The organism is Planomonospora sp. ID67723 (assembly GCF_015711605.1).
Lineage (GTDB): Bacteria > Actinomycetota > Actinomycetes > Streptosporangiales > Streptosporangiaceae > Planomonospora_A.
In genome coordinates this window covers 1,745,611-1,760,090 of the sequence record NZ_JABTEZ010000002.1, presented here as the reverse complement: position 1 = coordinate 1,760,090, position 14,480 = coordinate 1,745,611, and the positions used below count along the sequence as shown (strand labels likewise).

Annotated in this window: 12 protein-coding genes; 10 read left to right on the top strand and 2 right to left on the bottom strand. The window is 72.0% G+C overall.

Going from position 1 to position 14,480, the window contains the following annotated elements; translation table 11 throughout:
* Positions 1 to 532: 532 nt before the first annotated feature.
* The 6 genes from HS041_RS20510 (at position 533) to HS041_RS20485 (ending at position 7,384) form a co-directional block, all read left to right on the top strand.
* Positions 533 to 1,798: a YibE/F family protein gene (locus tag HS041_RS20510; RefSeq protein ID WP_196442260.1), complete on the top strand. Its 1,266-nt coding sequence runs from the start codon at positions 533 to 535 to the stop codon at positions 1,796 to 1,798.
* 90 nt (positions 1,799 to 1,888) lie between these two features.
* On the top strand, positions 1,889 to 2,323 hold the full coding sequence (locus HS041_RS20505) for a DUF6153 family protein (protein WP_196442259.1): 435 nt from the start codon (positions 1,889 to 1,891) through the stop codon (positions 2,321 to 2,323).
* Positions 2,324 to 2,413: 90 nt separating this feature from the next.
* Positions 2,414 to 3,031: a DUF305 domain-containing protein gene (locus HS041_RS20500; RefSeq protein WP_196442258.1), complete on the top strand. Its 618-nt coding sequence runs from the start codon at positions 2,414 to 2,416 to the stop codon at positions 3,029 to 3,031.
* A gap of 184 nt (positions 3,032 to 3,215) precedes the next feature.
* On the top strand, positions 3,216 to 3,902 hold the full coding sequence (locus tag HS041_RS20495; protein ID WP_196442257.1) for a class I SAM-dependent methyltransferase: 687 nt from the start codon (positions 3,216 to 3,218) through the stop codon (positions 3,900 to 3,902).
* Positions 3,903 to 4,085: 183 nt separating this feature from the next.
* Positions 4,086 to 5,762 carry a carotenoid oxygenase family protein gene (locus HS041_RS20490; protein WP_196442256.1) on the top strand — a complete coding sequence of 559 codons (1,677 nt, stop codon included), beginning with the start codon at positions 4,086 to 4,088 and terminating at the stop codon, positions 5,760 to 5,762.
* Positions 5,763 to 5,911: 149 nt separating this feature from the next.
* The gene (locus HS041_RS20485) at positions 5,912 to 7,384 is read left to right on the top strand and encodes an AMP-binding protein (protein WP_196442255.1); all 1,473 of its coding nucleotides are present in this window, start codon (positions 5,912 to 5,914) and stop codon (positions 7,382 to 7,384) included.
* Positions 7,385 to 7,539: 155 nt separating this feature from the next.
* Here the strand turns inward: HS041_RS20485 and HS041_RS20480 are convergent, their stop codons facing one another.
* Positions 7,540 to 8,538, bottom strand: coding sequence for a zinc-binding dehydrogenase (locus HS041_RS20480; RefSeq protein WP_196442254.1), 999 nt, complete (start codon positions 8,536 to 8,538; stop codon positions 7,540 to 7,542).
* Between the two features lie 297 nt (positions 8,539 to 8,835).
* Between HS041_RS20480 and HS041_RS20475 the strand changes: the two genes are divergently transcribed.
* Positions 8,836 to 9,534 carry an alpha/beta hydrolase gene (locus HS041_RS20475; protein ID WP_196442253.1) on the top strand — a complete coding sequence of 233 codons (699 nt, stop codon included), beginning with the start codon at positions 8,836 to 8,838 and terminating at the stop codon, positions 9,532 to 9,534.
* 64 nt (positions 9,535 to 9,598) lie between these two features.
* On the opposite strand, the gene HS041_RS20470 is transcribed toward HS041_RS20475, so the two are convergent.
* Positions 9,599 to 10,279 (bottom strand): NADPH-dependent FMN reductase, encoded by a 681-nt coding sequence (locus HS041_RS20470; protein WP_196442252.1) that lies wholly within the window; start codon positions 10,277 to 10,279, stop codon positions 9,599 to 9,601.
* Between the two features lie 326 nt (positions 10,280 to 10,605).
* Here HS041_RS20470 and HS041_RS20465 point away from each other — a divergent pair, with 326 nt between their 5' ends.
* The 3 genes from HS041_RS20465 to HS041_RS20455 all read left to right on the top strand — a co-directional run bounded on the left by HS041_RS20465 (position 10,606) and on the right by HS041_RS20455 (position 14,439).
* On the top strand, positions 10,606 to 11,175 hold the full coding sequence (locus tag HS041_RS20465) for an STAS domain-containing protein (RefSeq protein WP_307845380.1): 570 nt from the start codon (positions 10,606 to 10,608) through the stop codon (positions 11,173 to 11,175).
* A 20-nt stretch (positions 11,176 to 11,195) separates the two neighbouring features.
* A complete protein-coding gene (locus tag HS041_RS20460; protein ID WP_196442250.1) occupies positions 11,196 to 11,822 on the top strand; it encodes an NUDIX hydrolase in 627 nt (208 codons plus the stop codon).
* A 244-nt stretch (positions 11,823 to 12,066) separates the two neighbouring features.
* Positions 12,067 to 14,439, top strand: coding sequence for a putative bifunctional diguanylate cyclase/phosphodiesterase (locus HS041_RS20455; protein ID WP_196442249.1), 2,373 nt, complete (start codon positions 12,067 to 12,069; stop codon positions 14,437 to 14,439).
* Positions 14,440 to 14,480 lie beyond the last annotated feature (41 nt).

The window sequence follows — 14,480 nt, the reverse complement described above, 5'->3', positions numbered from 1 at the left end:
ACGGAAAGTCAACTCGGCGGCTACGGCCCCGGCATCGAGCGGGCCGGAGTGGAGACCGGCTCCCGGGTCGCCGGCGGCAGCCGGCGGTCACCTGCGGACAGGCGTTCTCACCGGCCTCTCCCACTAGCCTCCATAGGAGCTTCCACCGCCTACAGGGGTCCCTCCGTCCGGGTCCCTCCGCCGCGGCCACCCCGGCGAGCACGACGGCGGTCCGGCGAACCCGGGACCGATCGAGTCGGGCGTCGGCGGCTGGCGGCGGCGCAGTACGGCGGGCGGGCCGCCGGAACCGTACGAAACGGGTGTGCCGTGCCCCTAATCTATGGCGGTGGGGCGGTCGCCATCCCGGACTTCGTCCATGTCGCCGTGCGCGGTCGCATCGGGGAGGGTCTCCGCTCGGTCACCGGCGCGGGATGTCATCGCCTGACCGCCGGGAGATCGGCGGGCCGGCTCTCCGGGCGTTCCGGGCTTCCCGGTCCGGCCCCTGCGGCCTCCCTCCGTCCGCTTCCACTGCCTTCGAGGAGAGCCTGACACCATGGGCGCCAACCACTCCCACGGTCCGGCCATCCCCCGCTCGCGGGCGACGGTGTGGGCGACCTTGGCCGTCATCGTCCCCCTGGCGATCGCCACACTCGTGACGCTGGTCTGGATGTGGCCGACCGAACCCGTCTCCACCGCCGAGCAGCCGAAGTTGCAGCGGGTGACCGGGACGATCACGAGCATCACCCTCACCCCGTGCCCCGAGGAGCCTCCCCTCGAAGGGGCTCCCCCCACCGCGCCGCCGCCCTCCGACCCCGCCACGTGCGGTGATGCCAAGGTCGAGCTGACCGACGGCGCGCAGGCCGGTGAGCGCGTCACCAGTCCCCTGCCCAGCGGTCCGGGCGCGCAGCGGTTCTCCGCGGGCGACGACGTGGTGCTGATCCACACGCCTGACAGCACGCTGGATGTGCCGCCGTACCAGATCTCCGACCACGACCGGTCCTCACCGCTGCTGCTGGTCGGTGCCGCGTTCGCGCTGGCCGTGATCGCTTTCGGCCGATGGCGCGGGGTGACGGCGCTGGTCGGCCTGGCCATCACCTTCGTGCTGCTGCTGATGTTCGTCATCCCGGCGATCCTGGCCGGTCAGCCGCCCCTGCTGGTGGGGATCGTCGGCTCAGTGGCGATCATGCTCAGCGTGCTGTACCTCACCCACGGATTCACCGTCACCACCTCGGTGGCGATCGTGGGCACCGTGGTCAGCCTCAGTCTCACCGGCGCGCTGTCCTTCGTCGGCATCGGCATCGCCGACCTCAGCGGGATCACCGACGAGAGCTCCTTCTACCTGGACAACAGCTATCGCATCAACACCCAGGGACTGCTGCTGGCCAGCATCATCATCGGCTCGCTGGGTGTGCTCGACGACGTCACCGTCACCCAGGCCGCCACCGTCGCCGAGCTCGCCCACGCCAATCCGGGCTACGGGTTCGCCCAGTTGTACCGGGCCGCCGCCCGGGTCGGCCGCTCGCACATCGCCTCGGTGATCAACACGATCATCCTCGCCTACGCCGGCGCGTCCCTGCCCCTGCTCCTGCTCATCAGCGTCGGAGAGGAGCCCGTCGGGCAGGTGGTGACCAACCCCGTCCTGGCACAGGAGATCGTCCGCAGTGTCGCCGGCACGCTGGGGCTGATCGCGGCCGTCCCGATAACCACCGCGCTGGCCGCCCTGGCCGGTGCCCGCGGCGGTTCCACCGACCACGACCACTCGCCGCGCCGGGCACGGCACCGGCGACCGCCGGACGTCCTGTCCGATCCCGTCTCCTGAGGCGGGATCCGGCACCGCTCACCGATCTACGATCATGGGCCGTAGAATGGCCGTGGCAACGATCCGGATCGCAGCGCACGGGGAGGGGCGGTGGACGATTCGACCCGCCGGTCCGCCGTACGCGCAGGTCGCTGGACCCTCCTCCTCGCACTGGTGCTGGGTGTCGCGGGAATGCACACGCTCGGGCACCTCGACCACGAGCGCCGGCACGACGGCGTCACCGCCTCCGGGCATGCCCCGGCCGCCGGCCATGGACATGCGCGGGCGCACCTCCCGCCCGCGACGGCCGACGGCACGCAGCCGGTTTCGGGTCTCGGTGACCTGCCCGCCGGTTTCGACCCGACCTCTGTCTGCCTGGCCGTACTGGCCTCGGTCCTCCTCGTCGTCGCCGGCGCGCTCTGGGCGTGGATACGGCGAGCCTCGGAAGTTCGAGCCGCCGGAGTCCGGCCTGCCCTGTTCGTAGCCCGGCCTCCTCCGCGGCGGACGGCTCTGCGCCTGGCTCGTCTCTGCGTTCTGCGCATATAAACCGGTCTCTTCGGGGACGGGTGATCGCTGAGCCCTGCCCCCGGACGATCGGCACGCAGAAACGACGAACCGGAAAGAGACCGAGCAGCCATGTCCACGAACCGATCCATCGACTCCAGGCTCGCCCTGACCACCGCGGCCGGCGCCGCGGCACTGGCGCTGCTCACCGCCTGCGGAGGCGACCCGATGGCGGGCCACACCATGACCGCGAGCACTCCCGCGGCCACCGCGAGCGCGCAGCCGTCGGCCGCCTTCAACGACGCCGACGTCGCCTTCGCCCAGATGATGATCCCGCACCACGAGCAGGCTGTGGAGATGGCCGAGCTCGCCGAGACCCGAGCCGCGGATGCGGAGGTCAAGGAGCTGGCGGCGAAGATCAAGGCCGCTCAGGACCCGGAGATCGCCACGATGACCGGGTGGCTGACGTCGTGGGGCAAGGATGCCGTGCCCCACGGCGGCCACGGCGGGCACGGCATGCCGGGCATGATGACCGAGGAGGACATGACCAAGCTCCAGCAGGCCAAGGGCGCGGAGTTCGACCGCATGTTCGCGGAGCTGATGATCGTTCACCACAGGGGCGCGATCGAGATGGCCAGGACCGAGCAGTCGCAGGGCGCCAATCCTGAGGTCAAGCAGCTGGCCAGGACCATCGAGACCGCCCAGCAGGCCGAGATCGAGCAGATGGACAAACTCCTCGAACGCCTCTGAGTCACACCTCGCGGCGGGTGACGCCCGGACCGCACGCCACGGTCCGGGCGTCACCGCTCCGTCTGAGCGGGTGACGACAGGCGCTCTCCCGCGGACAGGTGAAGGGGTTTTTGCTGCTGCCACGGCCGGGTTCGGCGGCTGGCGGCGTGGGCGGCGACGGGGACGGCGCCCCAGAATGGGAGGCATGACCTCACTGCGGCTCTACCACGGCACAGGCCCGGGACCGATCACCCCGGACGGCTGCGCGGTCGATTACTACGCCACCCTCACCGCAGGCGGCGAGCCCGAACTCATCCACGCCGCGGTCCCTCCCGGAGCCGGCGTCCTGGAACTCGGCGCCGGCGCCGGACGCATCACCCGCCCCCTGCTCGCCCTCGGCCACCAGGTCGTCGCGGTGGACGAGTCCCCCGAGATGCTCGCCCACATCACGGGCGCCGAGACCGTCTGCTCCCCCATCCAGACCCTGGCCCTGCCCCGGACCTTCGACCTCGTGCTGCTCATGTCGTTCGTCATCGAGACCGCCGACGACGACCTGCGCGCCGCGTTCCTGCGCACCTGCCGCCGCCACGTCGCCGCCGACGGCTGCGTGATCCTGCAGCGTAAGCCTCCCGAGTGGTACGACACCGTCCAGCCGTTCGAACGCGCCACCGGCGACGGCCGCACCGTCCGCATGACCGGCATCAGCAGGCCCGGCCCCGGCCTGCTCGAGGCCACCATGGAGTACACCGTCGGCGAACGGCGCTGGACCCACACCTTCGTCAGCAGACGCCTCGACGACGACCGTCTCGAACGCGAGCTCGACCAGGCCGGCCTGGCGATCTCCAGATTCCTGGACGACGACCGCGAATGGGTGCGCGCCGTACCCCGCTGACACCCGCCCCTCCCCAGATCGGGGAGCCCGCCTCGGGGCCCGAGCCGGCGTGGCCGCCCGGACATCGGTGTCGGTCTCGAGGCGGCTCCGCGCCGGCCCGCCCAGCCGTTGACGGGTTGACGCGGGGCACGCGAGACGATTCGTTGGCAGTAGTGCCGACCAGAATGCGATTCGGAGGCTGCCGTGCCGATCCCGCGCTCCATCCTGACCAAGGGCGACCTTCCCGACCTGGAGCTCACGGTGGTGAGCGGCCGGTGGCCGGACGACATTTCCGGATATTTCCTCATCAGCACCTCGGATCAGCGAAGCAATCCGATCCACGCCTTCTTCGGCGACGGCATCCTGGTGCGGCTGTCGCTCACTCCCGACGCGGGCGGCCGCTTCGCATGGCGTCCCCGCGTGATCGACTCTCCTTCCGTACGGCTGCGCCGGATGAGGCCGGAGCTGTTCCAGGCGGGACCGGTCGGCACCAACTCCCCGTTCGGCGCCGTCAACGCCGCCAACACCGCGCCCCTCCCCTGGGGCGACCGGCTCTTCGCCACCTGGGATGCGGGACGGCCGATCGAGGTGGATCCGGCAACCCTGGCGTTCGTCGCCGAGGTGGGCCATCGCGACGACTGGGCGCCGGTGCTGGACGCGCCGGTGCTGCCGTCGATCCTGTCCACCGCCCACCCGGTGATCGACCCCGAGCGCGGCTGCCTGTGGTCGGTCACCCGCGATCCGCTCACCGGTGTCCTGTCGGTCGTCCGTTACGACGGCAGCGGCAGGCGGGTGCGCCGCTGGCCGGTCGAGGGCGCCCTCTTCCCCCAGGCCACCCATACGATCACGCAGACCAGGGACTGGCTGGTGCTGGCCGACACCGCCTACAAGGTCGATTTCGACGAGGTGCTCGGCTCGGGTGACCGGAAGGTGGCCAACAACCCGGACGGGCCGCTGGTGCTGGTGCGCAAGTCCCGGTTGGAGGAGACGCCGTCCGGTGAGGCCGTACAGGGAGAGGTCTTCCGGATCGCCCCGGAGGTGAACCACTTCTACGCCGCCTACGACGACTCCGGCGGCGTCAGGGTGCTCCTGGAGCACACACCGGGCGTGGACATCGGCATGTATCTGCGGGAGGACGACCTCGACGCCTTCGGCCGGCCCGTCGACCCGGCCCTGCGCGGGATGTACTGCCACGGGATGAGTCCCGCGGTCACCACCGTCATGGAGTTCGACCCGGTGGGAGGCCGGATCACCGAAGTGGCCCGGCTGCGCGACCCGGAGAGGTACTGGCAGGCGGAGCTGTCGGCGATCGACTGGTCGTTCGAGGGGCAGCTCGCCCCCACCCGGCACCACCTCCTCTTCCAGGGCTTCCACCCCGAGGCGGTCAGTCAGCGGGTGCTGCGCAACTACGGCGAGCGCATCGACCGCTCCCTGTTCCCCGGCGAGCAGACCCCGGCGGTCCTGGCCTCGCTGGAGCGCGACTCGCTGAAGCCGCTGTCGGAGTGGGCGTGGGGGCTGGACGACTACCCCACCTCGCCCGCCTTCGTGCCCCGCGCCCCCGGGGCGAACGGGCGCTCGCGCTATGCCGGGGCGGCCCCCGGCGGACACGAGGGGTATCTCGTGGTGATCGTCCACAACGACCGGCGTTTCCGTGTCGAGCTGTTCGACGCCTCCGACGTCTCCAAGGGCCCGATCGCGGTGCTCGCCCCGCCCCTCGGCGTGGTCGCCCCTTTCATGATCCACGCTGCCTGGATGCCGACCGCGCTGCCGCACGACCCGTCGGTCGAACGCCTGCGGTTCGCCGACGACCTGGACGACCGGCTCACCCAGTTGGATCCCGATCTCCAGGAGGTCGTCCGGGAGGTCGCCGCCGATCGCTGACGACCGCCCTCCCCGTCGTCCCTCTGAACGGGTACCGCTTCCGTGCCCGCTGACGCGCGCAGGGAAGCGCCGCGCCGAGCAGGCGCCCGTTCTGCGTCCCGGCGGCAAGACCGCGTCCCGCCTGTCATCCCTTCGCAGGAGACCACCGCATGACCGATCCTTCCGGCACTCCCCCGCCCCCGTCCCTGGGCCGCCGCGTCCGCGAGTTCGCGGGGGAACGCCCCGGCGCGCCCGCCGTCTCCTGCGGGGAGTCGACGCTGACCTGGGCGGAGCTCGACCGGTCCACGAACCGCCTGGCCCGGGCGATGGCCGCTCGCGGCGTCCGGGAGGGAGCGCTCCTCACGATCGCCCTGCCGAACGGGATCGGGTTCGTCCGGGCGTGCGTGGCCGCGTGGAAGCTGGGCGCGGTACCGCAGCCGGTCTCGTGGCGGCTGCCCCGGGCCGAGCTCGACGAGATCGTACGGCTGGCGCGCTCCGCGCTCGTCCTGCTCCCGGACGACCTGGCGGGCCCGACCTCGCCGTACGGGGTCCGCCTCGGCGAGCTCGACGCCGACGGGCGCGAGGCCACGCCCCTGCCCGACGCGGTCTCGCCCTCCTGGAAAGCTCCCACCTCCGGGGGCAGCACCGGCCGGCCGAAGCTGATCCTGGCCGGAACGCCGGGCGTCGTGGACGGCTGGGCATCGCGGTTCTGGCGGTGCGGGGACGGGGACGTCCTGCTCATGCCGGGCCCGCTCTATCACAACGGCCCGTTCTCCTCGGCCTTCGCCGGGTTCTTCCAGGGCGCCCACCTCGTGGTGATGGAGCGCTTCGACCCGCTGCGCACCCTGGAGCTGGCCGAGCGGTGGCGGGCGACCTGGTTGTACCTGGTCCCGACGATGATGAACCGCATCTGGCGGTTGCCGGAGGCCGACCGGCTCCGTCCCGACCTGTCCTCGCTGCGGACCGTCTGGCATCTGGCCGCGCCCTGTCCCGCCTGGCTGAAGCAGGCGTGGATCGACTGGCTCGGAGGGGAGCGGATCTGGGAGTTGTACGGCGGGACCGAGTCGATCGCCACCACGGTCATCAACGGCGCCGAGTGGCTGGAACACCGGGGTTCGGTGGGGCGCCCGGTCCACGGTGAGGTCACCGTCCTCGACGTGGACGGGAAACCGCTCCCGCCCGGCGAGACCGGAGAGGTCTACATGCGCCGCACCCCCGGCACCCCGCCCACCTACGCCTACGTCGGCGCCGCGCCCCGGGCGCGCGGAGAGTGGGAGTCGCTGGGAGACATGGGTCGCCTCGACTCCGACGGCTACCTCTACCTGGCCGACCGGCGGCCGGACATGATCCTCGTGGCGGGCGAGAACGTCTACCCCGCCGAGGTCGAAGCCGCGCTCGAGGAGCACCCGGGGGTGCTGTCCTGCGCCGTGATCGGGCTGCCCGACGAAGACCTGGGGCAACGGGTGCACGCCATCGTGGAAGGAGCGGTCCCGGAGCAGGAACTGCGCGCGCACATGGAGGAACGGCTCGTCCGGTACAAGCTGCCCCGGTCCTACGAGTTCGTGGACCGGCCGGTCCGCGACGATGCCGGCAAGGTCCGGCGCTCCTGGCTGATCGCCGAAAGGACCGCCGGACGAAGCTGAGAAGCCGGCGGCCTCCGTCCGCCCGCCGTACGGCACCTGTACGGCGAGCGCGTGCGCGGCGACGTGCGGGTCGACCCGCCGGGACCGGAGCGGGCCGGCGCAGAGCAGAAAACCCACAGTCATGATCTGCAGCATGCGGGTCGTTCACACCGGTCTCACCTGGTGAAGCCGGAGGAGGACGGTGTCGGCCGTCCGGTCAGCAGCAGCGACTTGCCCACCGTGGTGCGCGCGGCCAGGGCGCGGTGGGCGTCGGCGGCCCGCTCCAGCGGGTAGGTGGCGCCGATCGACGGCCGCAGCCGCCCCTCCGCGGCCCGCTCCAGCGCCGAACCCAGCAGTTCGCGTACGGTCTCCTGGCCCGGCGGGCCGTCCAGCAGCGGGGTGAACAGCCGTACGCCGCGGCGGGCGGCCAGTTCCGGGTCCAGAACGGCGAAGCCGTCGGCGGTGCCGTAGGTGACCAACCGGCCGCCGTCGGACACCGCCTCCAACGCGGCCGTGCCGAGCGGGCCGCCCGCGCCGTCGTAGACGAGCGTGACGCCGCCGCCGGTCGCCTCGCGCACCCGCTCGACCCAGTCTGGTCGCGTGTAGTCGACGGTGATCTCCGCGCCCAGGTCGCGGGCCAGTGCCAGCTTGGCGTCGCCGGATGCGGCGGCCACCACCCGGGCCCCGGCGTCGGCGGCCAGCTGCACCAGCAGCGACCCGGCCCCGCCGGCCGCGGCCGAGACCAGCACCCACTCGCCCTTCTCCGGTGCGCCCAGCCGGTTCAGGCTGAGTGCGGTCACACCGTCGTGCACCAGCGCCGCCGCCGTCTCGGCGGCCAGGCCGCCGGGAACCGGCATGATCTCCCCGACGCCGGCGACGACCCGTTCGGCGTAGCCGGTGGCGGTCCGCACGACCACGCGCCGGCCGACCCATGCCGGGTCCACCCCCTCACCGGTCTCCAGCACCTCGCCCGCTCCGCCGCCACCCGGCACGTACGGCAACGTCCGCGGGAAGAAGTCCTGGCCCCAGCCGCCGCGCAGCAGGGTGTCGAGGAAGATGACGTCCGCCGCGGCCATGCCGACGACGACCTGGCCCGGCCCGGGCACCGGGTCGGGCAGCTCCACGGGGGACAGCACTTCCGGACCGCCGAACGAGGCCACCTGGATCGCACGCATGAGCAGCACCTTTCACTTGGGGGGGCGTCCCCGTCAGTGTTCAACCTGAAGCAAGGTCGAGGTCAAGGTGCGACCGAAGCCGGCTTCCGATCCGCCCCTCACCCGCCGGATCCGCCCCCGGCCGATCCACAGGACGCATCAGAGCCGTCGATCCCGGGCGGACCCGACGCCGAGCAGCCGATTCGCCGGCCGTCCGCGGCGATTGCCGAACCATGAACCCGTGTGCCCTCTCACCGCGCCGGGAACAGTGCACGGGAAAAGTGCACGGGAACAGACAGGCAGTGGAAGGTGATCGGAGTGCCGGCGCCGGAAGAGACCTCTCCCCATCCCCGCCCGGACGAGGGCGTACGGCACGGCAGGCTCACCGCCCGCCCGGCCGCGAACCCCGTGGCGGTCGAGCCCGGCACGCACCGGCTGGACGGGCGAGCGCTGCTGCATGTGCCCCCGGACCCGGAGGACGGGCCGTCCCGCCTGGCCGTGGTGCTCCACGGAGCGGGCGGCACCGCGGAACAGGCCTTGCGGTGGCTGTCCCCGCACGCCGGCGCCGATGGGCTTCTCCTCCTGGCACCGCAGTCCGTCTCCTCCACCTGGGACGTGATCGTCGGCGGCTACGGCCCCGATGCGGCCCGGCTCGACGCCGCGCTGAAGGAGGTCTTCGCACGCACGGCGATTGACGCGGACCACGTGGCCGTGGCCGGGTTCTCCGACGGAGCCTCCTACGCGCTCTCGCTGGGAGTGGCCAACGGGGACCTGTTCCGCACGGTCCTGGCCTTCTCCCCGGGGTTCATGGCGCCGATGGTCCGCCACGGCCGTCCGCGGTTCTTCGTCTCGCATGGCACCGGCGATCCCGTGCTGCCGATCGACCGGTGCAGCCGGCGTCTCGTCCCGGCGTTGCGGGAGACCGGGTACTCCGTCACCTACCAGGAGTTCGACGGTGGTCACGAGATACCGCCGCAGACGGTGACCGCCGCGGTGCGGTGGTGGACGGACGGGTGAGAAGGCTCGTCTCCGGAACGCCGGCCCCGCCGGAGCGCCGGCTGCGACCGACGCACGGCAGGGATCAGGAAAGGGACGAGGCGCGCTCAGCGAGGACCGCGCGGTTGCGCGGGCGTCCACCGGAGTCACCCGCCGGAGGCGGCGCGAGGGCCGGCGCGGGGACCGCTGCCGGGCTTGCGGGAGCGACCAGCCCGGACACCCGGCAGGCGGCCTTGACCTCCAGAGCTCCGCGGGCCGATGCGTGCATCATCCGTAGCACCGAGCGGACCCGGTCGCGGGCCACCGGATCGGCGAGCCTGCCGATGGCGTTGAACTGCCGGGCGACCGCGGACACGGCGAGGTCGGTGCCATGCACGACCGCACCGCCCATCCCGAGAAGCCGGTGCAGCTCCGTCTGCGCCCACATCGCCTCGTGCGGGCTCACGCAGGAGGTGATCACAGCGGCCGGCTTGCCCACCAGGGCGCCGCCCGCACTGGGCGACGCCGCCCAGTGCAGCGCGTGCGTCAGCTGGATCGGCAGGGCGCTGTGCCCCGGAGCCACGATCAGCAGGCCGTCCGCCGCGGCCAGCACCCGGCACAGCTCGGCGGCCTCAGGCGGGAGCGGCCCGCCGACCGGGGGGATCGACTCCAGCCCGTCCCACAACTCGACGTCCGCCGGTTGGGGGAGCTCCAGCGTGACCGCGTCCAGCAGGCGGCGGACATACGCTCTCGGACGAAGGACCCCCACGATTCCTACGATCTTCACTCTGCCCTCTCCTGGTTCGTCGGCCCGCCCGCACGTTGCTAGGCCCGCTGATGCCCTGTCGAGGCGGTGACGAACGTGTCACCAGGTATCGATTTCGCGAGGAAGGGATGGTCCGGCAAGGCAGATGACGATCTTCGATGTGCGGCGGATCCTCCGGATCCCCTCAGGGGATTCGCACCCACGGCGTCGTCCGGCTCTCGCCGTGCCCGCCCGCCCTCCGATCCCGAAGATTTCCGACATTCCGGTGGACGACAGGCATGAACGGGCGCCTGGCGGTAAGAGGCAGGTGTGCCTGCCCTGTCCCCCGCAGGCGTAAGGAGCCCACGGTGACATTCCCCCATGGCCGCGGTCGGCCGACGCTCACCGTCTCCACCGGGCTGCACGATGAGGCCGTCACCGTGCGCGCCATCGGCGAGCTCGACCTGGCCGGCACGCCTGTCCTGCGCGCCCACCTGGAGCACGTCTGGGAGCTCCCCGACGGGATCGTGCTCATCGTGGACCTGAGTGAGCTGACCTTCTGCGACTCGACCGGGTTGAGCGAGCTCGTCCGTACCCGGCAGCGCGCCCGGGCTCGCGGGATCCGGCTGGTGCTGGCCGGCGTCGGCGCCAATCTGGCCCGGACCCTGGCCATCACCGGGCTGCGTGACGGCTTCGAGATCCACAGTGATCTGAGCGCGGCCCTGGAGGCCGTCACCGACCGGCGCGAGCGGCCCGGGATGAGCGGCTCGGCTCCGCACCATGACCCCCCGGCTGACCGTCAGACGCCCCCGACCCGCGTCACCGCTCCTTCTCGGGCGTACATGGCCTGCACCGGGAACCGGTCCGGGTCCGCGGTCGGACGGCCGCCCCCGGACACCGGCTCCTTCGAACCCCCGCCCGAGCCGGCGAGCGGGTGATCGTCTGACATCATGCGTCCATGAGCGATCCCCTCAGCGACCTGGCGGCGTTCCGGGCGTCCGCCGTCGCCCGGCTGTCCGCTCACCGGCACATGACGCTGCCCGACGCGCCGGGCATCCGGCGGGCCGCGGTCGCGTTGTGCGTCGTCGAGCATGCGGGCGTCCCCTCGGTGATCGTCATCAAGCGGGCCTACCGGGGCCGCAACGCGGGCCAGTGGGCGCTGCCGGGCGGACGCCTGGACCCCGGCGAGACCCCGCTGCGGGCGGCGCTGCGCGAGCTGCACGAGGAGATCGGGCTGGTCGCCGCGCCGGACGCCGCGCTGGGGCGGCTCGACGACTTCCCCGCCGCCTCGAGATTCACGATCACCCCTCTCGTGGTGGCGGTGGCGGATCCGGGACCGCTGGCGCCCAGCGCCGACGAGGTCCACTCCGTGCATCATGTGCCGCTGCGCCGGCTGGCCGCGGAGGACGTGGTGCGGTGGGTGCCGCAGCAGGACGGCGGGCAGCTGCTGCAGATGCGTCTGGGCCCGGAGATGGTGGTGCACGCTCCCACCGGAGCGCTGCTGTGGCAGTTCCGCGAGGTGGTGCTGCTCGGGCGTACCGCACGGGTGGCCGACTTCCTGCAGCCGGAGTGGACGCATCGCTAGCGCGCCGACGAAGCCCGGGTTCCCGAACGACACTCCGGTCGGCCAGGCCGGTGACGCGCTGCCGATGGAGGCCGAGCCGCCCTCCCCGATCCGCTGACGCGACGGAATCGTGATCCTTCGCCCACGCCCCGACCTCGCCACGATTCACAAAGGACCGAATATCCGCAAAACGCTCATGATAGGCAAAAACGCGCCGATGGTGCGCTTTGACCGATCATCGGCACACCGGCGAAGAGAGGGAGAGATGAACCGAGTCGCGTCGGCGGTGCTCGTCTCCGCCCCCTCTCCTCGTATCTGCCATCCCCGCAGCTGGCTGGTCTATCTACTGGCCGGAGGACTGCTGGTGGTTGTCGCCTCGTTTTCGCTGGGCCTGTCACCGGTCACCGATGTACTGGCCTGGGCTCTGGTGCAGGGCGCCACCACGGTGGCCGTCGCAATCGCCATCCGCCGCCACGGCCTGACCCGGTCCTGGCCCTGGCGCCTGATCGGTGGTGCTGTCGCGGTCAGCGGGCTGGCGGTCACGCTGGCGTGGGGCATCGGCTGGATCGGGCTGGGGATCGGATTCTTCCTGGACCTCTACAACGTCTCCATCGTGGTCGCCTACGGCCTGTCGCTGAGCGCCCTGATCATGCTGAACATGCGGGCTCCGGGAGCGCGCAGCACGGCGCTGCTGGACGCCGGCATCATCACCGTCGGCGTGGCCATGCCGATGTGGTCGCTGTTCATCGACCCGGCCCTCGACCACAGCGCGCACACGGGCGTTGACCTCGCCTTCCACCTGATCATCCCCGTCCTCGACCTGTTCACCGTCGGCCTCGCGATGCGGCTGGCCCTGGACAACGGCCGCGCCCCCTGGCTGGTGCTGCTCGGTGCCTCCTTCCTCGCCCTGTTCTTCGCCGACGGCGCCTACCTGCTCGATGTGGCGGCGGGCCGCCCCTACGACTCTCTGTCCATGGCCGGCTGGCTGGGCTGGTCGGTGCTGGTGGGCAGCGCGGTGCTGCATCCCAGCGCGGCCGGCGCCGCCCGGTTGCGGGCCCCGGTCGTCTCCAGCCGGGCGCGGGTGACCGTGTTCCTGGCGCTGGCACTGCTCAGCCCGCTGATCTCCGGTCTGGGCCAGATGCTCGCCGGCCCCGCCGGGGCAGGGAACCTCCACGACGGCATGGTGATCATCGCATTCACCGTGCTGCTGGCCGTGCTGCTGATCCTGCGTCTGGCCATCGTCGCCCGCCTGGCGGAAGAGCACGCCGCCGACCTGGGCGCCGCCCTGTACCGGCAGGAGATCCTCCGGCGCAGCCTGTCGCACAACGCCCTGCACGACCCGCTGACCGGCCTGGCCAACCGGACCCTGCTGGGCGAGGCCCTGCAGCACTCCATCACCGTCGGCGCCGCCACCCCCGGTGCGTGCCCGCCCGCACTGCTGCTGCTGGATCTGGACGGCTTCAAAGACGTCAACGACACCTTCGGCCACCCCATCGGCGACGCGCTGATCACCCAGGCCGCCACGAGGCTGCAGGCGGTCATCGGCGACGGCCGGCTGCTGGCCCGGCTCGGCGGGGACGAGTTCGCCGTCATCCTGCCCGGAGCCGGTGCGGACGAGGCGCTCGCCCTGGCCCGGCGCATCCTGTCCGTCATGCAGGCGCCGTACCGTGTGGACGGCCTGCAGTTGCATGTGACCACCAGCATCGGCGTGCTGGCCGGCCTGGCCGTCGCCACTCCGTCGCAGGCCCTGCGCGATGCGGACCTGGCCCTGTACGCGGCCAAGAACGCCGGCAAGAACCAGATCACGCTCTTCACGCAGGAGTTGCGCCAGGCCCGCCTGCAGCGCGTCCAGCTGACCGACGGCCTGCGCCAGGCACTGGCCGGCGGCGAACTCACCCTGGAGTACCAGCCGGTCGTCGACCTGGCCTCCGGCGACATCCACAAGGTGGAGGCGCTGCTGCGCTGGAGACCTCCCGGCGAGCGGCCGGTGCCGCCGGATGTGTTCATTCCCATCGCCGAGGAGACGGGGCTGATCGTCGCCATCGGCCGGTGGGCGCTGGAGCAGGCCGTCGCCGACGCCCGCCGCTGGCACACCCGGTACGGCGTCACCGTCACCGTCAACGTCTCCGGCCGCCAGCTGCGCGAGGAGAACTTCAGCGACCTGGTCCTGGACATCCTGGCCCGGCACGGCCTGCCCGCGCGGGCACTCATCCTGGAGATCACCGAAAGCATGCTGCTGGCCACCACCCCGGCCGAGACGATCCGCATCATCGCCTGCCTGACCCGGTTGCGCGAGCACGGGGTGCGCATCGCCCTGGACGACTTCGGCACCGGGTACTCCTCGCTGTCGTACCTGCGCACCCTGCCCGTCGACATCCTGAAGATCGACAAATCCTTCGTCCCGGCGTCCGGCCACACCGATCACCAGCAGATGCTCGCCTTCGTCAAGGCCATCGTGGAGTTGTCGGCGAGTCTGGGCCTGAGCACCGTCGCCGAAGGCGTCGAGACGCGCGAGCAGGCCGTGCTGCTGCAGCAACTGGGCTGCCCGATGGCGCAGGGGTACCTGTTCTCACCCCCTGCAACCGCCCACCAGATCGACGGCCTGCTGCACACCGCGCCCTGGCGGCAGGCGGCCTGATCGAGGCGGCACGCCTCCGTGGCCGAAGAGCCACGCGGCAG